The organism is Cryobacterium sp. TMT2-4 (genome assembly GCF_004402575.1).
Classification (GTDB): Bacteria; Actinomycetota; Actinomycetes; order Actinomycetales; family Microbacteriaceae; genus Cryobacterium; species Cryobacterium sandaracinum.
Map to the genome: position 1 here is coordinate 174,770 of NZ_SOGE01000014.1, position 21,179 is coordinate 195,948.

The 21,179-nt window shown below is 68.1% G+C and carries 20 protein-coding genes; 12 read left to right on the plus strand and 8 right to left on the minus strand.

Annotated features, from left to right (window positions below):
- Positions 1-78: 78 nt before the first annotated feature.
- Both rplK and rplA read left to right on the plus strand, forming a co-directional pair.
- On the plus strand, positions 79-510 hold the full coding sequence (rplK, locus tag E3O54_RS04610) for a 50S ribosomal protein L11 (protein ID WP_104100758.1): 432 nt from the start codon (positions 79-81) through the stop codon (positions 508-510).
- Between the two features lie 93 nt (positions 511-603).
- On the plus strand, positions 604-1,293 hold the full coding sequence (gene rplA, locus E3O54_RS04615) for a 50S ribosomal protein L1 (protein WP_104100759.1): 690 nt from the start codon (positions 604-606) through the stop codon (positions 1,291-1,293).
- Positions 1,294-1,367: 74 nt separating this feature from the next.
- On the opposite strand, the gene E3O54_RS04620 is transcribed toward rplA, so the two are convergent.
- On the minus strand, positions 1,368-2,927 hold the full coding sequence (locus E3O54_RS04620) for an APC family permease (RefSeq protein ID WP_104100760.1): 1,560 nt from the start codon (positions 2,925-2,927) through the stop codon (positions 1,368-1,370).
- 209 nt (positions 2,928-3,136) lie between these two features.
- Between E3O54_RS04620 and E3O54_RS04625 the strand changes: the two genes are divergently transcribed.
- From E3O54_RS04625 to E3O54_RS04635, 3 genes are all read left to right on the plus strand, one after another.
- The gene (locus E3O54_RS04625) at positions 3,137-4,390 is read left to right on the plus strand and encodes a CaiB/BaiF CoA-transferase family protein (RefSeq protein ID WP_174720185.1); all 1,254 of its coding nucleotides are present in this window, start codon (positions 3,137-3,139) and stop codon (positions 4,388-4,390) included.
- Positions 4,391-4,428: 38 nt separating this feature from the next.
- Complete coding sequence (locus tag E3O54_RS04630) at positions 4,429-5,583, plus strand: acyl-CoA dehydrogenase family protein (RefSeq protein WP_134401046.1); 1,155 nt, start codon at positions 4,429-4,431, stop codon at positions 5,581-5,583.
- A 70-nt stretch (positions 5,584-5,653) separates the two neighbouring features.
- A complete protein-coding gene (locus tag E3O54_RS04635) occupies positions 5,654-6,313 on the plus strand; it encodes a GntR family transcriptional regulator (protein ID WP_134401023.1) in 660 nt (219 codons plus the stop codon).
- Between the two features lie 10 nt (positions 6,314-6,323).
- Here E3O54_RS04635 and E3O54_RS04640 read toward each other — a convergent pair whose 3' ends face one another.
- Both E3O54_RS04640 and E3O54_RS04645 read right to left on the minus strand, forming a co-directional pair.
- Positions 6,324-7,232 (minus strand): ATP-binding cassette domain-containing protein, encoded by a 909-nt coding sequence (locus E3O54_RS04640; protein ID WP_134401024.1) that lies wholly within the window; start codon positions 7,230-7,232, stop codon positions 6,324-6,326.
- A gap of 291 nt (positions 7,233-7,523) precedes the next feature.
- Positions 7,524-7,709, minus strand: a complete 186-nt coding sequence (locus tag E3O54_RS04645; RefSeq protein ID WP_134401025.1) for a hypothetical protein — start codon at positions 7,707-7,709, stop codon at positions 7,524-7,526.
- Positions 7,710-7,844: 135 nt separating this feature from the next.
- Here E3O54_RS04645 and E3O54_RS16220 point away from each other — a divergent pair, with 135 nt between their 5' ends.
- Positions 7,845-8,000 (plus strand): hypothetical protein, encoded by a 156-nt coding sequence (locus E3O54_RS16220; RefSeq protein ID WP_166784755.1) that lies wholly within the window; start codon positions 7,845-7,847, stop codon positions 7,998-8,000.
- 223 nt (positions 8,001-8,223) lie between these two features.
- Here E3O54_RS16220 and E3O54_RS04650 read toward each other — a convergent pair whose 3' ends face one another.
- Complete coding sequence (locus E3O54_RS04650) at positions 8,224-9,654, minus strand: FAD-binding oxidoreductase (RefSeq protein ID WP_134401026.1); 1,431 nt, start codon at positions 9,652-9,654, stop codon at positions 8,224-8,226.
- 83 nt (positions 9,655-9,737) lie between these two features.
- Entirely contained in the window at positions 9,738-11,228 is a 1,491-nt protein-coding gene (locus tag E3O54_RS04655) for a helix-turn-helix transcriptional regulator (RefSeq protein ID WP_134401027.1), read from the minus strand.
- A gap of 186 nt (positions 11,229-11,414) precedes the next feature.
- Between E3O54_RS04655 and aceB the strand changes: the two genes are divergently transcribed.
- Both aceB and E3O54_RS04665 read left to right on the plus strand, forming a co-directional pair.
- Positions 11,415-13,097: a malate synthase A gene (aceB, locus tag E3O54_RS04660; RefSeq protein ID WP_134401028.1), complete on the plus strand. Its 1,683-nt coding sequence runs from the start codon at positions 11,415-11,417 to the stop codon at positions 13,095-13,097.
- Between the two features lie 109 nt (positions 13,098-13,206).
- A complete protein-coding gene (locus E3O54_RS04665) occupies positions 13,207-13,752 on the plus strand; it encodes an N-acetyltransferase (protein ID WP_134401029.1) in 546 nt (181 codons plus the stop codon).
- Here E3O54_RS04665 and E3O54_RS04670 read toward each other — a convergent pair.
- The 3 genes from E3O54_RS04670 to E3O54_RS04680 form a co-directional block, all read right to left on the minus strand.
- Positions 13,749-15,176 (minus strand): deoxyribodipyrimidine photo-lyase, encoded by a 1,428-nt coding sequence (locus E3O54_RS04670; protein ID WP_134401030.1) that lies wholly within the window; start codon positions 15,174-15,176, stop codon positions 13,749-13,751. The genes E3O54_RS04665 and E3O54_RS04670 overlap by 4 nt on opposite strands.
- On the minus strand, positions 15,173-16,210 hold the full coding sequence (locus tag E3O54_RS04675; RefSeq protein ID WP_241976743.1) for an NADP-dependent oxidoreductase: 1,038 nt from the start codon (positions 16,208-16,210) through the stop codon (positions 15,173-15,175). Before E3O54_RS04675 ends, E3O54_RS04670 begins: the two co-directional genes overlap by 4 nt.
- 417 nt (positions 16,211-16,627) lie before the next feature.
- Complete coding sequence (locus E3O54_RS04680; protein WP_369827964.1) at positions 16,628-17,284, minus strand: YqaJ viral recombinase family protein; 657 nt, start codon at positions 17,282-17,284, stop codon at positions 16,628-16,630.
- 196 nt (positions 17,285-17,480) lie between these two features.
- Between E3O54_RS04680 and E3O54_RS04685 the strand changes: the two genes are divergently transcribed.
- The 4 genes from E3O54_RS04685 to rplL all read left to right on the plus strand — a co-directional run bounded on the left by E3O54_RS04685 (position 17,481) and on the right by rplL (position 21,123).
- Positions 17,481-18,230: a response regulator transcription factor gene (locus E3O54_RS04685; RefSeq protein WP_134401031.1), complete on the plus strand. Its 750-nt coding sequence runs from the start codon at positions 17,481-17,483 to the stop codon at positions 18,228-18,230.
- A complete protein-coding gene (locus tag E3O54_RS04690) occupies positions 18,227-19,735 on the plus strand; it encodes a cell wall metabolism sensor histidine kinase WalK (protein ID WP_241976744.1) in 1,509 nt (502 codons plus the stop codon). Before E3O54_RS04685 ends, E3O54_RS04690 begins: the two co-directional genes overlap by 4 nt.
- A gap of 436 nt (positions 19,736-20,171) precedes the next feature.
- On the plus strand, positions 20,172-20,687 hold the full coding sequence (rplJ, locus tag E3O54_RS04695; protein WP_104100771.1) for a 50S ribosomal protein L10: 516 nt from the start codon (positions 20,172-20,174) through the stop codon (positions 20,685-20,687).
- 52 nt (positions 20,688-20,739) lie between these two features.
- Positions 20,740-21,123, plus strand: a complete 384-nt coding sequence (gene rplL, locus E3O54_RS04700) for a 50S ribosomal protein L7/L12 (protein WP_104100772.1) — start codon at positions 20,740-20,742, stop codon at positions 21,121-21,123.
- Positions 21,124-21,179: the final 56 nt, after the last annotated feature.

Sequence of the window (21,179 nt, forward strand, 5' to 3'; positions counted from 1 at the left end):
TTCAAGTTCACCGGGGCCCGTCCGGGCCACCGGGAGAGCGGCCCCTGGCTGCTCGTCATTACAAAGTAAGGAAGAACAATGGCACCGAAGAAGAAGGTAACCGGTCTGATCAAGCTTCAGATCAAGGCCGGCGCCGCCAACCCCGCACCGCCCATCGGGCCGGCGCTGGGTCAGCACGGCGTCAACATCATGGAATTCTGCAAGGCGTACAACGCTCAGACGGAATCCCAGCGCGGCAACGTCATCCCGGTAGAAATCACCGTCTACGACGACCGTTCATTCACTTTCATCCTGAAGACTCCGCCGGCGGCGGAGCTCATCAAGAAGGCGGCCGGCGTCGCCAAGGGCAGTGGAACCCCGCACACCGTCAAGGTTGCGAAGCTCACCCAGGCCCAGGTCCGCGAGATCGCCGAGGCCAAGATGGTCGACCTCAACGCGAACGACCTCGACGCAGCGTCGAAGATCATCGCCGGCACCGCCCGCTCCATGGGCATCACGGTCGAGGCCTAACCACCTCCCCCAGGCATTCCGCCACCAGCAGTACGTGGAAGAGCCAGCCAGGCTCGCACCACACTCTCAATTTCGTTTTACAGGAGATTCAACATGGCACAGAAGTCAAAGGCCTACCGGGCCGCGGCCGAGAAGATCGACGCAGACAAGCTCTACACCCCGACCGAGGCCGTCACCCTGGCCCGGGAGACCGGCTCCGCGAACTTCAACTCGACCGTCGAGGTCGCGCTCAAGCTCGGCGTCGACCCTCGCAAGGCTGACCAGATGGTTCGCGGTACCGTGATTCTTCCTCACGGCACCGGTCGCACCGCCCGCGTCATCGTCTTCGCAACGGGCCCCGCGGCCGAAGCGGCAATCGCTGCTGGTGCCGACGAGGTCGGTGGCGACGAGCTCATCGAGAAGGTGGCCGCCGGCTACACGTCGTTCGACTCCGCCGTCTCGACCCCGGAGCTCATGGGCAAGGTCGGTCGTCTCGGTAAGGTTCTCGGCCCGCGCGGACTCATGCCGAACCCGAAGACCGGAACCGTGACGCCTGACGTCGCGCGCGCCGTGTCCGACATCAAGGGCGGAAAGATCGCGTTCCGCGTCGACAAGCACGCCAACGTGCAGTTCGTCGTCGGCAAGGTGTCCTTCACCGCCGAGCAGCTGAATGAGAACATCAGCGCCGCTCTCGAGGAGATCGTTCGCCTCAAGCCCAGCTCCTCCAAGGGCCGTTACATCATGAAGGGTGCCGTTTCGACCACGTTCGGCCCCGGCATCGCTCTCGATGTGAACAGCATCTAGTCAGTTCCACCGCAGCCCGGCTGCACCAGGAAGGGCCCGTCAAAAGACTGGGCCCTTCCCTCGTTAACGGATGCTCACTCGCTGGCCATCGTGGGGCGTGCGTCTCTGCGTGCGGGGTCGTCCCGATCGGTGTTCTGCGGGTGCGCGCGAAGCATCGCGGCGACCGCGATCGCGTCGCCCTCCGGCTGGTGCGAGGTGGTGTGCGGCTTCGCGATGAAGAGGTACAGCAGGCCGCTGCCCATCACTACAGCCAAACCGATCAGCACGATCCAGTCGTCGAGGAACACCCCGGTCGTGCCCGGGCGCGCCAGCAGGATCATGGCGGAGATCCCGTAGGCCAGGGCGATGATGTTCACGATGAACCCGAGAGGTCCCAGGCTGAACGGCCCGGCCGGACGCCACCCCTTGAACCGCTGGCGGAGCGCGGCCAGAACCACGGCCTGGAACGCGACATAGATGCCGAGCACCGCGAAGGCCGTGATCTGGGTCAGGATCGTGCTGCCGCCCAGGTAGATCACAACGCAGAGCAACAGCGGGATCGTGGACGCGACGATCAGTGCGTTGACCGGCACTGCCGTGCGCGGGGACACCTGGCCCAGCCAGGTCTTGCCGGGGACCATCCCGTCTCGTGCGAAAGAGAAGATCAGGCGGCTGGCCGCGGCCTGCAGGCTGAGCACGCAGGACAGGAAGGCCGTGATCGCCACTATGAGGAACAGCGTGGCACCGACCGTGCCGAGGGTCGCGTCCAGGATCGCGGGGATCGGGTCGATGTCTGTCCCGTCGACCACGGCCTGCAGGTCCGGCGCGGCCAGGACGTACCCGCCGAACGAGAACAGGGCGGAGACGCCGCCGACCAGGATGGTGAGGATCATGGCCCGGGGGATACCTCTGGCCGGGTCGGGCACCTCCTCGGCCACGTCGCCGCAGGCTTCGAAGCCGTAGAACAGGAACAGTCCGGCAAGCGCGGCCCCGAGGAACGCGGTGGCGTAACTGCCGTCACCCTCGACGCCCAGGGTGTCGAAGAAGACGCTGAACTCCTGCTTGCGCTGGAAAAGGAGTAGGTAGAGGCCGAGACCGATCACGCCGATCAATTCGGCAGCGAGCCCGATCCGGGCCGCGCGGGCCAGCATCTTCGTGCCGGAGAAGTTGAACGCGAAGGCCACGACGAGAAAGAGCACCGAGAGCCCGAGCGTGACCTCTTTGGTGACGGGCGCGTTGATCAGGCTGGCGAGGAACCCGCTGCCGAATTCCGCGACGGCGGTGATTGTGACGAGCATCGCCCAGACGTAGACCCAGGCGGTCATCCATGCGTACCTCTTGCCCCAGAGACGACGTGTCCACGGGTAGATACCGCCCGCGATCGGGTATTGGGACACCACCTCGCCGAAGACCAGTGCCACCAGCAGCTGGCCGGTGCCCACGATCACCAGCCAGAAGATCGAGGGTGGCCCGCCCGTGCTCAGGGCCAGGGCGAACAGCGAGTAGACGCCGACGAGCGGCGAGAGGTAGGTGAAGCCAAGGGCGAAATTGCCCCAGAGCGACATCGAACGATGGAAGGTGTCTTCGTAGCCGAGGGCCTCGAGGTGCTCGGCGTCGCCGAGCCCTTTCCTCTGGGATGACGCGTGTGATGACATGGGAACCTTTCCGATCGAGCCGGAGAGCGAGAATGTGCTCACCATAGTGCTGTGCGCGAGCAAACGCACGGAACCGATGGATCCAACTTTCACCGAGAGTTCCCGTTCGCAGTTCCTGTCTCCGGGTCACGACCCGCCCGGTAGGATCGGAGTCAGAGCGGCCACTGGCGGAGTCCTGTGGTCCGAGTCGACGGGGACAGAGGTGGGTCGTGCCGCAGGACGCAACCGGGCAGCCGTTGGCGGGCCTTCGGGTCGCGGATTTCTCCCGGGTACTGGCCGGCCCCTACGCCACCATGATGCTGGCCGACTTCGGCGCTGATGTGATCAAGATCGAGAGCCCGGTCGGCGACGACACCCGGCAGTGGCTGCCGCCGGTCGACGCGCAGGGGGACTCCACCTACTTCGGGTCGGTGAACCGCAACAAGCGCAGCGTCGTCTGCGACCTCGGCACCGATGCGGGACTGGCCGTGGCCCGGCGACTCGCCGAGACCGCCGACGTCGTGGTGGAGAACTTCCGGCCCGGCGTGATGGACCGGTTTGCTCTGGGCTTCGAGCAGCTGCGGGCCGTCAATCCGAGCTTGGTCTACTGCTCGATCACGGGCTTCGGCGCGGGGGCCGGCGCCCGCCTGCCCGGCTACGACCTGCTCGTACAGGCTGTCGGCGGGCTGATGAGCGTCACCGGTCGCCCAGACGAAGAGCCGAGCAAAGTGGGGGTGGCCCTCGTGGACGTGCTCTCCGGGCTCAACGCGGTCAGCGGCGTCCTACTCGCCCTGCGTGCGCGTGATGCGACCGACGCGGGCGGGACCGCCGGCCACCGGGTGGAGGTGGACCTGCTGACCACCCTGCTCTCCGCACTGACCAACCAGGCCGCGGGCACCCTCGCGACCGGGCAGTCACCGACCCGGATGGGCAATGCGCACCCGAGCATCGCGCCGTACGAGCTGTTCGACGCCGCCGACCGGCCGCTGGTGATCGCGGTGGGCAACGATCGCCAGTTCCGCACCCTGGTGCGACTGCTCGGGGCTCCCGCCCTGGCCGACGACGACCGGTTCCGCGGTAACGCCGACCGGGTGCGGCACCGCACGGTGCTGAAAAAGTTGATTGAGGACCGGCTCCGGCCCGAGCCCGCGGCGCACTGGGTGGGCGTTCTGACCGATGCCGGTGTGCCGGCCGGCCAGGTCAACACCCTCGACGAGGCGTTCGCCTTCGCCGCCGCGCTGGGGCTCGACCCGGTGGTGGAACTGGGTGCGGCCGGCCGCACCAGCCGCCAGGTTGCCAACCCCATCCACCTCGCCGGCCGCCCGGCCGCCTACCGCCTGTGCCCGCCGCGGCTGGGCGAGCACGAGGGCGCCGACTGGCTCGCCCCGTCCCCGACCGCTGCCCCAGGGCGAGCCCCCGTACCAGCCCCCGTACCAGCCACAGATCTCGCTCGTGTTCCGCCGACCCCCAAAGGACTCTCGTGACCGCCGCAGGCCGCCCCACCCCGCTTGTGCCCAGCCCGCTGGTCGACACCGTCTTCGACCTCGATGCCCTGCTCGAGCCGGAGGAGATCGTCTGGGCGCGCGCGGCGCGCGCTTTCGCGACCAACCGCATCCTGCCGACCATCGAGGACGACTTCGAGGAGAAGCACTTCCGGGCCGAGCTGATCCCTGAACTCGGGGCGGCCGGGTTCCTCGGCATGCACCTCACCGGGTACGGCTGCGCCGGCGCGGGGGCGGTGAGCTACGGGCTGGTCTGCCTCGAGCTGGAGGCCGCTGACAGCGGCTGGCGCACTTTCGTCTCGGTGCAGGGCTCGCTGGCGATGTCGGCCATCCACAAGTACGGGTCTGCGGAGCAGAAGCAGCACTGGCTGCCGGGCATGGCCGCCGGCCAGCTCGTGGGCTGCTTCGCGTTGACCGAACCGACCGGCGGCAGCGACCCGGCCGCGATGGCGACCACCGCCACCCGGGGCGCCGACGGCTGGGTGATCGAGGGTGCCAAACGCTGGATCGGCCTGGCCAGCATCGCCGACGTCGCGATCGTCTGGGCCCAAACGGATGCCGGTGTGCGCGGCTTCCTGGTTCCGACCGACAGTATCGGTTTCACCGCCATCCCCATCGGCAAGAAGCTTTCGATGCGTGCGTCGATCCAGTGCGATGTGCACCTGGACGCCGTGCAGGTGCCATTCGATGCGATCCTGCCCGGTGCCGCTGGGCTGTCCGGGCCGTTCGGCTGCCTCAACGAGGCGCGCTTCGGCATCGTCTGGGGGGCCATGGGCGCCGCCCGCAGCTGCCTCGACGCCGCCATCCTGCGCGCGAAGACCCGTGAGGTGTTCGGCAAACCGATTGGGGCTACCCAGTTGATCCAGGCCAAGCTCGCCGACATGCTCGTGGAATACGAGAAGGGGGTGCTGCTGGCCCTGCACCTCGGTCGGCTCAAGGAGCGCGGCACGCTGACCCCCACCCAGATCAGCATCGGCAAGCTCAACAGCGTGCGCGAGGCGATCCAGATCGCCCGCGAGGCCCGCGTCATCCTCGGCGGCGACGGCATTACCAGCGAATTCCCGGTGATGCGCCACCTGGCGAACCTGGAATCGGTGCGCACCTATGAGGGCACCGACGAAATCCACCAGCTCGTGCTCGGGCGGGCCCTGACCGGCCTGAACGCGTTCTCCTGAGGCCGCGATGTGACATAGTGGCAAGCAGATTGGCTGTCGGGCCGATCGACGGGGGAGGAGCACAGTGGGGGTGACGGGGGGACAGACCGTGTTCGCGAACCTGCGTGCGCGCATCCTCTCGGGGGAATTGCCCGCCAGGGCCACGCTGCGGGAGACGGTGCTAGCCCAGGAACTCGGCGTCAGCCGCACCCCCGTGCGCGAGGCGCTGCGCCGGCTCGACGAGGCCGGCCTGGTGGAGTTCGTGCCGAACCGGGGTGCCACGGTCGTGGAATGGACCACCGAGCAGATCTGCGAGACGTATTTTCTTCGCGCGGCTCTCGAGAGCAGGGCGGCGGGCCTCGCGGCGGCGCGGATCGAGCCGGCCGACCTCGACCGGCTGGCCATCCTGATTGACGCCATGGAGGAGTTCGTGCGCGCAACCGACGCCGAGGGCATCGGCCGGCTGGGCGTGCTCAACGCCGAATTCCACCGCATCATCGTGGCCGCGTCGGGCGTCACCCAGCTGATGGCCCTGGCCGCGTCCGTCGGCCGCGCCCCGATGATGGCCTCGCTCTTCCGCCGCGACGCCGCCGTCTTCCGGGCCGGCAGCAACCACCACCACCGCGACATCCTCACGGCGCTATGGTCGGGAGACGCACTCTGGGCCGAGGTCGCCATGCGCTCGCACATTCTCGCAGCGCGCAACGCGGTGTCGTCGGGTCGGTCCGGATCGGGGACGGAACCGGCCTAACCGGAACCGGTCAGCCGCGCGCGTAGCGGGCCGCCTCGAGCAGGCTGTGGGTGTGCGGATGCCGCGGTGAAGCGAGGATCTCGGCCGCCGAAGCCTGCTCGACGACCCGTCCCGCCTCCACGACCGCCACTCGGTCGCAGATGGCGGCCGCCAGGCCGAGGTTCCGGGAGACCACGATGATCGACAGTCCGAACTCCTGGAGGAACCCGCGGCAGAGCACCAGTGCGGAGGGCTCGCCCGCAGCCTCGACGGCGCGCGTCGGCTCGTCCAGGATCAGGACGTCCGGGGGCTGTGAGAGCGCGGCCGCGATCGTCACCTGGAGCAGCGCGGTCGGTTCGAGCTGGGTCGGAACCACCAGCGACGTCGCCTGCGGATCCGGCAGCCCGACCTTCTCGAGGAGTTCCAACGCACGCCGAGCGGCATCCGTTCGGGACAGACCCCCTGTCCGGCGCAGGGTTCGGGCGAGCTGGCGGCCGATGACCTGGTCCGGGGCCAGGCCCGTCGGCGCGGCAGGGGAAGTGAGAGAGATTTTCGTGTCGCGCAACCGGTTGAGGGCGCGCCGCGATGCCCGGACGAGCTCGATACCGTCGATCAGGATGGAGCCGGCCGCGATCACCGCCGGTTCGGGCAGCCGGCCCGGGATGGCCAGAGCGATCTCGCGTGCCCCGGAACCGGTGACACCGACCAGGCCGATGACCTCACCCCGCGCCACCGAGAGGGAGATGCCCGTGGCCAGCACCGGGGCACCCGTCTGGGTGCTCTCGGTAATCTGCAGACCGCGCACGTCGAGCAGTGCCGTGGCGCGGAATCCGTCGGAGGGGACAGGCTCATCGTCGGCCGACGTCGGGGCCGACGGGCGGGAGAGCAATGAGGTTCGCCGGGGGATTGCCAGGAGGAGAGGAAGGTCTTCACGACTCATCCCTCCGTTCCGACTCGATCCAGGGGGTTTTACTGTATGCAATCTTCTCGAATCCCGGTGCGCACTATGCCATATTTCTCTGAGTTGGCCCCTGAATCGGGGGGCACTGTTGCATACAACCGTGGTGTCTTGTGGGGAGAAGATTCCGGCAACACCGGGCCGCTACGAGCCCAGCATGGTTGACCTCGTCGAGGGCTATGGTGGACCGCAGTCTTGCGGGCTGAGTGGCTGGACGCGCTGGACGGGGCGCGCCCCGGGCCGGGGATGAGATGTTCCCCGAGCTCACCTCGCTCACGGCCCGTCCCGCTGGCCGCGGTGCCCCGCGTGATCGAGCAGGAGGAGCGGCCCACGGTCGAGTCCGGCGTCAGCCGCGGCGAGGCGCGGCACTTCTGCAGCCTGGAGCAGGGAGACATGACCGCACGGTTGCTGGCCAACCCGGTCGTTGACCGAGGCCAGCGGGCCTTCGGGGACGACCATCCGGCGCTCCGTCGGGGGCCTACGAGGCCGGCTGTTTCCGCGGTCGGTGGCCTTGTTCATCTCGCGGGCGGAACAATGCCTGCGCGAGATGGAACCGCACACCGACCGCGTCGGTGTGACCGAGGGTCGCAACGGGTGCTGGGTCAGATCCGCAGCCAGCTGGAATACCGGCCGATCATGGACCTCCTGAACGACCTGTCGAATCAGATGGACATCGTGCAGGAGGCCACCAGCACGGCCTTTGAGGTCATCGGCGACCGCTATCTCCTGATCAGCGCCGTCCCGACCTGAACCGGGGAGGCCTGAGCCGCGCCGCGGCATCCGTTGCCTCGGACCCACGGATGCCGTGGCTCACCCACCCCGCCCGTCGAACCAATTCGACGGAGATTTTGAAGATGGAGCGCTCTCCCAACGTGGTTTAAACCGTTTTGAGCCAAATCTCCGTCGAATTCGTTCGGGCCGCGGACGCTGCCAGGGTTCCGAGCGCGCTGAGCGCCCCGAGCGCTATCGAGCCCTACGAGTCGAAGCCGAGGCCCAGCGCGTCGAGCGTCTTCAGGATGATGTTGCGGCGGCCTCGGTTGTGGTCGGCGCGGTCGAGTGACCAGCGCGTGGTCTGGATGCCCATCGAAGCGAGGGGCTCCGGTGGGAACGGGAGTGGCCGCCCGCGCACCATCTCCAGCTGCGTGCGCTCGGTCCTGCGCTCCGCCAGTTGGTCGAGCATGACCTTCGCCGCGAAGTGCGTCGCGGCCACGCCTAGACCGGTGAACCCGGCGGCGTAGCTGATCCGTCCGCCGCGGGCCGTGCCATAGAACGCGCAGAACTGGGTCGACGTGTCGATGGCGCCGGCCCACTGGTGGCTGAAACGCAGCCCGGCCAGCTGCGGAAATGTGGTGAAGAAGTGGCCGGCCAATTGTTGGAAGCTTTCCGGCCGGTTCTCATAGCCGCTCCGCACTCGGGCTCCGTAGTGGTAGATCGCGTCGTAGCCGCCGAAGAGTATGCGGTTGTCTGCGCTCAACCGGTAGTAGTGGAACTGGTTGGCCAGATCGCTCAGTCCCTGCCGCTTCTGCCAGCCGATGGCGGTGAGCTGATCGGGCGACAGCGGCTCGGTCATCAGCACGTAATCGTAGACCGGCACCGTGGACAGGCGGTTGCGGGCCAGCAGCGAAGGGAACACGTTGGTCGCCAGCGCGCTCTTCGTCGCCCGCACCACACCCGACTCGGTGCGGAGCCGGGTGCCCTGCGCCGGAGTGAGTCCCTGCGTGTCCAGGTTCTTCACCGGGGTGTGTTCGAAGATCTCGACCCCAAGTTCGGTGGCGACCCGGGCGAGCTCGGTAGCCAGCCGACCCGGGTGCACGAGCGCGTTGCTTCGCTTGTGCCAGATGCCGGCCAGGTACGTGGGGGAGCCGACCTCGGCGCGCAGGGCCGCGGCATCCAGGAACACGCTGTCGGTTCCGGTCGGTTCCTCGCGCAGCCAGTCGACCTGGTGCTCCTCGACGGCCAGGTCGATGGCGCCGGTGCGCTCGAAGTCGCACTTCAGCCCGAGCTCGGTGACGGCCCGCTCGATCTCGTCGAGGTTCTTGAGGCCGAGTTCGGTGAGCCGGTCGATCTCCGTCGGCCAGCGGCGTCGGCCGTTCTCCTCGCCGTGGGTCAGGCTGGCCTCGCAGAAACCGCCGTTGCGGCCCGACGCAGCCCAGCCGATCGTGCGCGCCTCGAGCAGCACCACGCGAGCACCCGGGTTCTCCTGCTGAGCGAGCACGGCAGTCCAGAGTCCGAGGTAGCCGCCGCCGACGATGGCGAGATCACAGTCGAGGTCGGCCGTGAGGGTCGGATAGCCGGTCTGCGGAGACACGTCGTCCAGCCAGAACGGCGCGGAGCGGGTGTCGGCGAGGGCGCCCGCGATGACGGATGCGGCGGGCCTGGCCCGCTCGAAAATGGTCGTGCCCACGGATCGTCCTTTGTTCGGCGCGGCTCTGCTACTCGTTCATCATCTCAGGCGCGGTCCCCGTCGGCCATGCGCCCGCCCCGCTCTCATCTCACCGGCGCGTGCGACTCCAGGAACTGGAACACCTCGGTCTGGTCGACGCCGGGAAAGGTGCCCGTGGGCAGGGCCGCGAGCAGGCTGGTGGGCGTGCGCGCGGCCGGCCAGGACTGCCCGGACCAGCGCTCCGAGAGCTCCTCGGGCGCGCGGCGGCAGCACGACTCGTCGGGACAGGTGGACACGGCCCGGTTGTTGGTTTCGCGGCCACGGAACCATTTCACGTGCGTGAACGGCACGCCCACACTGACGGAGTAGTCGCCCTCTTTGGCCTTCTCGATGCGCGAGGTGCACCAGAAGGTACCGCTCGGGGTGTCGGTGTACTGGTACCAGGGGCTGAACCGGTCGGCGACGTGGAAGACGGTGCGCGCGGTCCAGTTGCGGCAGACCGTCGAGCCCTCGACCGCGCCGAGCGCGTCGCTCGGGAAGCGCACCGAATCGTTTTCGTACGCCTTGATCATGGTGCCGGACTCGTGCACCTTCATGAAGTGCACCGGGATGTCGAGCCGCGCGGTGGCGAGGTTCGTGAACCGGTGCGCCGCCGTCTCATAGGACACCGCGAAGGCGTCCCGCAGATCCTCCATCGAGATACGTCGCAGGTTCTTCGCCTCGGTGAGGAGTTTCACGGTGTCTTTTTCGGGCAGCAGGATGGCCGCGGTCAGATAGTTGGTCTCCACCCGCTGAGACAGAAATTCCGCATAGTTTCCGGGCTCCTCGTGTTCGCAGAGTAGGGTGGCGAACGCTTGCAGAATGGGGGAGCGGGAGTCGCGGGACGCCGACTGCTCGGTGGGCAGGTAGATGCGCCGGTTGCGCTTGTCCGTCACCGAGCGGGTCGAGTTCGGAAGGTCGCCCACGTAGTGCAGCGAGTAGCCGAGATGGGTCGCCATGTCGGCCACCACCTGGTGGGAAACCGGCCCGCCGGTGTGGCCGACCGCGGCGAGCAGGAGCTGCGCCTGTGCCTCGAGCTCGGGGAAGTAATTGTCCCTGGCCCGCATGGTGGCTCGCAGCTCCACGTTCGCTCGCCGGGCCTCCTCCGGGGTCGCCGCCCGCTCCCGGTGTAGGCGCAGGATCTCGTTGTGCAGGCTGAGCAGTGTCTGCAATGTTTCGTCGCTCGTTCCCCGGCCAACGCGGATATGCGGCAGTCCGAGGGCGGTAAACACGGGGCCCCGCTGAGCGCGCTCGACGGCGATTTCCAGCGCCGCCCGCTCGGACGGGGCATCCGTTTTCAACAGGTCGTCGACCGTGGTGCCGAGCGCGGTCGCGATGGTGCGCAGCATCGACAGGCGCGGCTCGCGCTTGCCGTTCTCGATCATCGACACCTGAGAGGGTGCCCGGTCGATGGCGGCCGCAAGGGCGTCCAGAGTCATGCGCCGGTTCGTGCGCAGTTCACGGATGCGCCGCCCCAGGGTGAGCGCATCGAGCCCTGCCTCCTCGGGAGGAGCCGCGGACAGGGAGGAGCGGAAGGCGGGATCGACGGTGACCATGCCCCATGCTCACATACTCCGGGGATAACTTCTCGTAGCCAGAAGAAATGCTGTTCTTCTGTTATGCCGGCGACGGCGTGACCGGGTCTCCTAGTCCACAGTGGGAATCAGGCAAGCAATGGCGCTTTCCCCAGGCGGCGCCAGTCACGCAGCCCTCCCCGTTCAACTTCCGAAGGAGCTCAGCCCATGAACACCCCGCCCCTGGCGACATCCGACCAGGTCCAGGCCGCCAGTCTGACCACGAACACCGGCAGTTTTGCCACCATCGAACCGCACCTCGAGATCACCGGCGATCTCGGTCCGCGCTATGAGGAGATCCTCACGCCGGAGGCGCTGGTATTCCTGGCCGAGCTGCACGACCGGTTCGCCGGTACGCGGCAGGACTTGCTGGCGACTCGACTGCGCAAGCGCGTGGATGCCTCCAATGGGCGCGACCCGGGATTCCTCACCGAGACCGCGCACATCCGTCGTGACCTCACCTGGACGGCTGCCGGTGCGGGTCCCGGGCTGGTCGACCGCCGGGTGGAGATCACCGGGCCGACCGACCGCAAGATGGCCATCAACGCGCTGAACTCGGGCGCGAAGGTCTGGCTGGCCGACCAGGAAGACGCCACCAGCCCCACCTGGGCGAACGTCGTCGAGGGCCAGCTGACCCTGTTCGACCACGTGCGCGGTCAGCTGAGCTTCACCAGCCCGGAGGGCAAGCAGTACGCCGTCACCGGCGACGCCACCGGCGCCACGCCCACCATCGTGATGCGCCCGCGCGGCTGGCAGCTGGTGGAGAAGAACCTGACGTTCGTCGACCGCGCGAACCGCCGGACGAACGCGTCCGGCAGCCTCGTCGACTTCGGGCTGTACTTCTTCCACAACGCGCAGCACCTGATCGAGGGCGGCAGCGGGCCGTACTTCTACCTGCCGAAGCTCGAGAGCCATGTCGAGGCCCGTCTCTGGGACGATATCTTCAGTCACTCGGAGGACCGCCTCGGCATCGAGTACGGCACCATCCGGGCCACCGTGTTGATCGAGACGATCCAGGCCGCCTTCGAGATGGAGGAGATCCTCTACGAGCTGCGTGACCATTGCGCAGGCCTGAACGCCGGACGTTGGGACTACATCTTCAGCATCATCAAGACGTTCCGCACCCGCGGGAGCCGGTTCGTCTTCCCCGACCGCAAGCAGATCACGATGACCGTGCCCTTCATGCGTGCCTACACCGAGCTGCTGGTGTCGACCTGCCACCGGCGCGGTGCGTATGCCGTCGGCGGAATGAGCGCGTTCATCCCGAACCGGCGCGACCCGGAGGTGACCCGGCGTGCCCTCGAGGCGGTGGCCGCCGATAAGAAGCGCGAGGCCACCGACGGCTTCGACGGCACCTGGGTGGCGCACCCGGACCTCATCCCGACGGCCCAGGCCGAGTTCGACCGCGTGCTCGGCGACCAGCCGAACCAGCTGCACCGCACCCGCGCCGAGGTGAGCGTCACGGCCGCCCAGCTGCTCGACGTGGAGTCCGTCGGCGGGCAGATCACCGAGGCCGGCGTTCACGAGAACCTCACGATCGGGTTGCGCTACATCGAGTCCTGGCTGCGCGGCGTCGGCGCGGCGGCCATCGACAACCTGATGGAGGACGCCGCGACCGCGGAAATCTCCCGCTCACAGATCTGGCAGTGGATCCACCTGGGCTCGATCACCGCCGAGGGCATCCGGATCGACGGAACCTGGGTCGAGGAACAGCTCGTCGACGTTTACGAGGCACTCGAGCGCACGCCCGGAGACCGGTTCGACGACGCGCTCGAGGTGTTCCGGGCATGCGCGCTCGAGCCCGAGTTCCCGACGTTCCTCACCGTGGGAGCGTACGCCCGTTACCTGTAGCTCCTGGCCGCGTAAGCGCGCACTCAGCCCGTTCAGCACTACTGAGGGGGCATCGTGCGCGCTCTCGCATGCAGTGGTGGGCTGGTGGGGGCGTCGATAAGCTGGATCGGTGATCGAGATTCGCACGGCGACGGCGACGGATGCCGCGGCGCTGGCCGAGCTGGCCGTCGCCACCTTCGCGCTCGCCTGCCCGCCACACACCTCGGCCGAGGCCATCGCCGCGTTCCTGCGTGACGTGCTCGCGGAGGGCAACTTCGACGCCTACCTGGCCGACCCGGACCGGCTGATTCTCGTGGCCGAAGTGGCCGGGGAGGCCGGGGCGGCCGGGGTCATGCTCGGCTACACGATGCTCGTATTCGCCGAGCCGGCCGATGACGATGCGCGGGCGGCAGCCACGATCCGACCCACGGCGGAACTGAGCAAGTGCTACCTGCGCGCCGAGACGCACGGCCGCGGGGTGGCGGCGGCCCTGATGAACGCGACCATGGACGCCGCCCGGGCGCGGGGCGCGGCCGGCAACTGGCTGGGCGTGAACCAGGAGAACGCGCGGGCCATTCGCTTCTACGAGAAGAACGGGTTCGTCACGGTCGGCGAGAAGCGCTTCCTGGTGGGCGAACGGTACGAGGACGACTTCGTGTTGGAGCGGGCGCTCTAACCGGTGCCCTCCGCCCCGGCCGCGCGGGCCGCGATCGACTGCTCCTTCATCCCCTTGATCTGTTCGTAGGCGGCGAGGGCCGCCCGTCTCGTCTCGCCGAGGTCGACGATCGGAGCCGGGTAGGCATCCGTGCCGTATTCCGGCACGTTCTGACGGATGTACTCCGCGTTTGGATCGAACTTCTTCGCCTGCAGCTCCGGGTTGAAGACCCGAAAAAAGGGGGCGGCGTCGGCGCCGGACCCGGCCACCCACTGCCAGCCGAACGGGTTGCTCGCGGCGTCGGCGTCGACGAGGGTGTCCCAGAACCACTGCTCTCCGAGCCGCCAGTCGATCAGCAGGTTCTTGATCAGGAACGATGCCGTCACCATGCGCACTCGATTGTGCATGCTGCCGGTGCGCCAGAGTTCTCGCATGCCGGCGTCGACGAGCGAGATCCCGGTGCGGCCGCGCTGCCAGGCTTCGAGCACGCGCTGGTCAAGTTTCGGCCAGGGGAAAGCGTCGAATTCGGGCCGCAGGTTGACGGTGGCGAGGGTGGGGTTGGTGAACAGCACGTGGTAGCTGAACTCCCGCCAGCCGATCTCGGTAAGGAATCGGGTCGCACTGGCCTGGGCGGGCCCGGTGAGGCCGATCCGGGCCCGCTCGGTTGCATGCCAGATCTGGAATGGACTGATCTCGCCCCAGCGCAGGTGCGGCGACAGACGCGAGGTGACCGCCTGGGCCGGCTCGTCGCGCTCGTCGCCGTACCGGGTGAGGGACTCGCTCAGGAAGGTCTCGAGCAGGCGGTGAGCGGAGTCCTCGCCGGGCTGCCAGGCGCCCCGCAGTCCGGCCGCCCAGTCGGGCCGGGTCGGCAGGAGGCCCCAGCCGTCGAGCGCGTCGGAGGGGATCTCTCCGGGGAAGCCGGGGATCGACTCGGGTGCGGGGTAGGGTGCGCGCGGCGGCGGGCCGGCCGTGCACGCCCGCCAGAAGGGGGTGAACACCGAGTAGGTGCCCCCCTGGCCGGTCTGGATCGTCCACGGCTCGAACAGGAGCGCGCCGGCAAAGCTGCGGGCCTCCGTTCCGGCCGCGGTGAGGCCCGACTTGATCCGGGTGTCCACCTCGCGCTCGGCGGCGCCGTAGCGACGGTTCCAGAATACGGCGTCGGCGCCGACGGATGCCGCGAGCGCCATGATCATGTCCTCGGCCGGCCCCCGGCGCAGCGTCAACCGGCCGCCCAGGCGTTCCAGCGAGTCGGCCAGCGCTGTCACGCTCCCGTGAAGCCACCACCGGGCCGCGCCACCGAGCGGCCGGACCGCAGGGGACTCCTCGTCCAGCACGTACACGGCCACGATCGGCTTGCCGCGTTCGAGCGCGGCCTGCAGGGCCGGGTTGTCCGCGAGGCGCAGGTCGTCGCGGAACCAGACGAGGGACGGGCCGTCGCCGCTCACGAGCGAGGCCCGGCAGAGTCGGAGCCGGAGTCCGCAGAGGAGCCGGTCGGGTCATCCGTCACCCGCAGCACGATCTTGCCGCGTGTGTGTCCCTCCTCGATCAGGCGGTGCGCCGCCGCGCCTTCTGCGAGGGGGAACACCCGGTCCACGTGCACCCGCACGGCGCCGTCGTCGATGAGTTCGGTGATGACGTCGAGGGTGTGCCCGGAGGGCGCCACCTTGAATCCGGTGGCACGGATGCCCGCGGCCGCGGCCTCCTCCGCCATGGTCGGCCAGCTTCCGGTCGGCGCGTTCACCAGGATTCCGCCGGGGCGCAGCACGCCGAGCGACCGAGTGCCGGTGTTGTCGTGAACATTGCCGACCAGGTCGATCACCGCGTCCAGCCCGGAGAGCACCTCGTCGAACCGGGTCTGGGTGTGGTCGATGACGACGTCGGCGCCGAGCTCTCGCAGGAAATCAAGGTTGCGGGTCGACCCGGTCGCGGTCACGTGGGCGCCGAAGGCCTTGGCAAACTGCACGGCGAAATGGCCGACCCCGCCGCTGCCGGCGTGAATGAGCATCCGTTGCCCGGGAGCCGCCGCGGCCAGGTCCACGACCATGCCCCACGCGGTGAGCGCCGCCACCGGTACGGCAGCCGCCTCGACGTGGCTGAGTCGCACGGGCTTGCGGGTGACGTTCAGGCTGGAGACGGTCACCAGCTCGGCGTAGCTGCCGGGGGTGCGGGGCACGCGGGCGATGCCGAAGACCGCGTCGCCGGGCTGCAGCGGGAACGCCTCGTAGGGCGCGCTGACCACGACGCCGCTGAAATCGAGTCCGAGCACGGCCGGGTAGCCGCGGATGGCCTTCGTGACGCCGCCGCCGGCCCTGGTTTTGGTATCGATCGGGTTGACTCCGGCGGCGACGACCCGCACGAGGAGTTCATCGAAAATCGCGATCGGGGCGTCCACCTCGGCCAGGTGCAGCTCGTCGGCCGGGCCGGGGCGGTCGATCACGAGGGCGCGCATGGTCGGTGAGTGATTCGTGGCGTTTCCCATCTGCCCATTCTCTCGTGGGTTGCGCGCCGCCGGGGCACAACCGGGACAAACCGGCACATCCCGGTGTCCCTCGAATTGGGGGTGCAAGAGGCCGAATCTGGTGGCGGCGAGGTCTGGCTGGAAGGGGGGCCAGGCGCATAGTCTGTCCACATAAAGGGGGACCGACCCCGGTGTGTGGAAGAGTCCCTGGTTTCCCGCATCCGGTCTCTCTTGGGTTCGGTTCATCCCCCACCGAGCCAGTACTCAGCACTCCGCCCGGCTCATCTGAAAAAGTCGTACCGCACCCGAAGTGGCGCGAACTTGCTCGATCAGTAGTGGCGTGACGCCGAGGGGAAAGCCGCCTGCGACACCCGGCAAGCGGCTTTCCCGCGGGCATCCGCGCGCTGCGAAACCGGTGGACGACCGGTGGACGACCGGTCAGGCCTGCGCGGGCGGTGGACCCGAGGTGGTCTGCTGGTTGAGCAGGGCGATCAGGTTGTTGGCGTACCCCACCAGGATCGCGATCTGGTCTTCGTCACGGTCGATCCACCGGCACTCGGGCTCGGCATTCACGGGGACGAAGTCCTGGTGCTGTTCCCAGACGAGCAGGGTGCGTTCGGCGCCGAGCACGTACTGCTGCCACCACACCTGACGCAAGTACGAGCGCGGGATGCTGCGCCAGGCCTTGCTCGTCGTCTTGATCTCGGCCAGTTCAAGGCCGCCGGCACCCTGGCCTGAACCGGTGCCGACGCCGTCGGGGGTGGCCAGGTGCCGCCGGTGGTGGGCCGCGTGGAACAGGGCCGTGCTGGGCTCGATGCCGTAGCGGCCGAGCACCCAGGCCGCGATCTCGGGCTCCCGGGCGCGCCCGTGGTCCGTGAAGCTGTTGCCGTTGAAGCTGCTGCCGTTGAGCTTGTCGTAGACGGCGGTCTGCAGCGATTTCGGGGTGGCGAGCTTGGCGACATCCGTGGCCGTGATCCCCTGGGCGCGGGCCCGCAGCCAGGTCACCCGGTCGGTGGAATCGGCAACGATGCGCCGGAGGTGCGCCGCGGCGACCAGGGGCGCCACCGGCCGGGCATCGACGGGCGACGGATGCACCTCCTCATCGAACAGGGAGAGCAGCTGGTTCGTCACTGTTCCATTGTGCCTGTTCGCCGGGCCTGCCCACGCCGGGCGGCATCAGCCGTCGCGCTATGGCTGCGGGGCGACAGCGGACGGATGACGGTTTCGCGTCACAGCAGAGACCAAGACTGCGCATAGCCGATTCATAGCCAACATTCGGATACTGGTAATCATGAGCACTAGCGAGAACGAGCGAGTGGTCCGCGCACCGCGCCTGACCAGGGCGGACGGCAGCGCCATCCGGGTGCTCGTGGTCGACGACGAACCCACGCTGACCGATCTGCTCCAGATGGCGCTGCGCTATGAGGGCTGGGAGGTGCGCACGGCCGGCGAGGGGCGTCAGGCGCTCACGATCGCCCGCGAATTCCGGCCGGATGCGATCGTGCTCGACATCATGCTGCCCGACCTCGACGGCCTGCAGGTGTTGCAACGCCTGCGGTCGGACGGCCACGAGACGCCCGAGCTCTTCCTCACGGCCAAGGACTCCCTCGACGACCGGCTCAAGGGGCTGACGGCCGGCGGCGACGACTACGTCACCAAACCGTTCAGCCTTGAAGAGGTCGTCGCCCGGCTCCGCGGGCTCATCCGCCGGTCCACCCTCACCGTGGCCGACTCCCTGGATCCCCGCATTTCGGTCGGCGACCTCACCCTCGACGAGGACAGCTACGAGGTGTTCCGCGGGGGAGACGCGATCGAGCTGACCGCCACCGAATTCGAACTGTTGCGCTTCCTGATGCGCAACCCCCGGCGGGTGCTCAGCAAGGCCCAGATCCTCGACCGGGTGTGGACCTATGACTTCGGCGGCAAGTCCTCCGTCGTCGAGATCTACATCTCCTATCTGCGCAAGAAGGTCGACGCCGGCCGCGTGCCGATGATCCACACGGTGCGCGGCGCCGGCTATATGTTGAAGACCGCTTCGTGACCCCGAATTCTCCCCGCGAGCCGGGCGCTCGCCGGCGACGCGCGCCGTGGACCCTGCGCCGGCGGCTGGTGCTCGCCGTCGTCGGCCTCCTCGCCCTGGTCAGTATTGGTATCGGGATGGTCAGCGTCGCCATTCTCCGTGCCTCCCTGATCGACGGCCTCGACCAGCAGCTGCAAAGCGCGTCGGACCGGTCAGGCGCCGTGATCGACGTGCGCCGGGATGCGGACGACGAGGGCGGCAACGGGGCACTCTTCACACCGACGGCGCAGATGATTCTGTCCGGTCCGGCCCAGCAGCCTGGAACGCTGGCCCTGGTCTACGACGGCTCGACCGTCACGGCCGGCTACACGGAGGAGGAGAGCGGCGAGATCGCCAAGCTGACCGGTGAGCAGGTGCAGTTGCTGGCCGAACAGATGCGGGAATCGACCGCGGTGACGGTGCATCTCGGCGAAGACGCCGGCAGCTACCGGGTCAGGGCCGACACGACCCGCAACGGCACCCTTTACCTGGTGGGCCTGCCGCTCTCCGGGGTGCAGAACACGGTCACCCAGTTGGGCATCATCATTGCGGTGGTCTCCCTGGTCGGCATCCTCATCGTCGCGATTCTGGCCACCTGGATCGTGCGGCTCGCCCTGCGCCCGTTGGTGCGCGTGACCGAGACGGCGGCGCGGGTGTCCGAGCTCCCCCTGGACCGTGGGGAGGTCTCGCTCGTCGACCGGGTACCGGCCGCCGACACCGACCCCCGCACCGAGGTCGGCCGGGTGGGATCGGCGCTGAACCGCATGCTCGACCACGTGGACGTGGCGCTCGAAACACGTCAGGCCAGTGAGCGCAAGGTGCGCCAGTTCGTCGCCGACGCCAGCCACGAGCTGCGCACGCCGCTGGCCTCGATCCGCGGCTACGCCGAACTCACCCGCCGCTCCGACCAGGAACTGCCGCCGGACGCGCTGCATTCCCTGGGGCGGATCGAGTCGGATTCTGTGCGGATGACCGGCCTGGTCGAAGACCTGCTGCTCCTCGCCCGTCTCGACGAAGGCCGGGAGCTGGTCAGCGGCCCGGTCGACCTGACCAGCCTGATCGTGGACGTCGTCAGCGACGCCCACGCCGCCGGCCCGGGACGGGTGCTGGGCCTGGAGCTGCCCGACGAGCCGGTGGAAATCGTCGGTGATGCCGCGCGGCTGCACCAGGTGTTCGCCAACCTGCTCGCCAACGCGCGCATCCACACGCCCCCCGAGACCACGGTCGACGTGGCCCTCGCGCGCCAGAACGACCGCGTTATCCTGACAGTGACGGATGACGGCCCCGGCGTCCCCGAGAACCTCCGGGCCACACTGTTCGAGCGTTTCGCCCGCGGCGACAGCACGCGCTACCGGGGAACGGGCAGCACGGGCCTCGGCCTGGCCATCGCCCACGCGGTCGTGGCCGCGCACCAGGGCGAGATCGAGGTCGAGAGCCGCCCCGGTTTCACGTGTTTCCGCGTCTCCCTCCCCGTCGCGCTCGCCTGACCCCGTCCCGTGCCGGTGCGTGGTCTGCCCGGTTCGCCATGCGAATTCGACGGAGATTTTGCTCCAGAACAAGGTTTTGAACCCGAAACCGGCCATTTCGGGCAAAATCTCCGTCGAATTGGTTCAGGGTCGGGTTCAGGAGTCGCAGGCGGGCAGCGGGCAGCAGGCAGCGGGAGGCGGGTTCGGGGATGCAGTGAACGGATGCCGATTTGCACCGGCCTCCACCATCCCGTATCGTGGGCGAAAGCCAAAGACCGCCGGTTATTGCCGTGTAGAAATGCACTGGCAATCGAAGGTTCATTCACGTGAACGGCCCGCGCAGGATTCGAAGTCAGACTGCATTCACTGGAATGCGTTCCCAGCTCCGGCGCCTGCGCCGGAGCTTTTTTCATGTCTGCTCCCCGGGCTACCGGCACATGAAACCAAGAGGAGCGCCATGGCGAACAAGGAAGCAACGGTCGCCGAGCTTACGGAGAAATTCCAGAGCTCGACCGCCGTTCTGCTCACCGAGTACCGCGGTCTCACTGTTGCGCAGCTCAAGTCGCTGCGCGTTTCCATCAGTGCGGACGCCACGTACGCCGTGGTGAAGAACACGCTGACCAAGATTGCGGCGAACAACGCCGGCATCACGTCGTTTGACGACGAGCTTGTCGGTCCGTCCGCAATCGCATTCGTTCACGGAGACCCTGTCGCCGTTGCGAAGACCCTGCGTGCCTTCACCAAGGCAAACCCTCTCCTGGTAGTGAAGGGTGGTTACTTCGACGGTAACCCGCTCACCGCCGCAGAGGTAGGCAAGCTCGCCGACCTCGAGTCCCGCGAAGTGCTGCTGGCCAAGCTGGCCGGCGCATTCAAGGCCTCGCTGTTCGGAGCCGCATATCTGTTCAACGCACCGCTGTCGAAGGCTGTTCGCACCATCGACGCGCTGCGTGAGAAGCAGGAGTCCGCGAACTAGGCATCTGCCTGGCATCGCGGTGAGTAACTAAGAAACTATAGGGAGAAAAATCATGGCAAAGCTTTCCACCGAGGAATTGCTCGAACAGTTCAAGGGCCTCACCCTCATCGAACTCTCCGAGTTCGTCAAGGCGTTCGAGGAGACCTTCGAGGTCACCGCCGCTGCACCGGTCGCCGCTGCCGGCGCTGCCGGTCCCGCCGCCCCCGTTGAAGAGGTCGAAGAGCAGTCCGCTTTCGACGTCATCCTCGAGGCTGTCGGCGACAAGAAGATCCAGGTCATCAAGGTTGTGCGCGAGCTCACCAGCCTGGGCCTCGGCGAGGCCAAGGCCGTCGTCGATGGCGCGCCGAAGGCCGTCCTCGAAGGCGTTTCCAAGGAAGCCGCTGAAAAGGGCAAGGCTGCTCTCGAAGCTGCCGGCGCCACCGCCGTCCTCAAGTAGTCGGGGCCCCGCGAGGGGTTCTCTGCTTCTCGTAGAGGCGTGACGGCCCAAGCCGT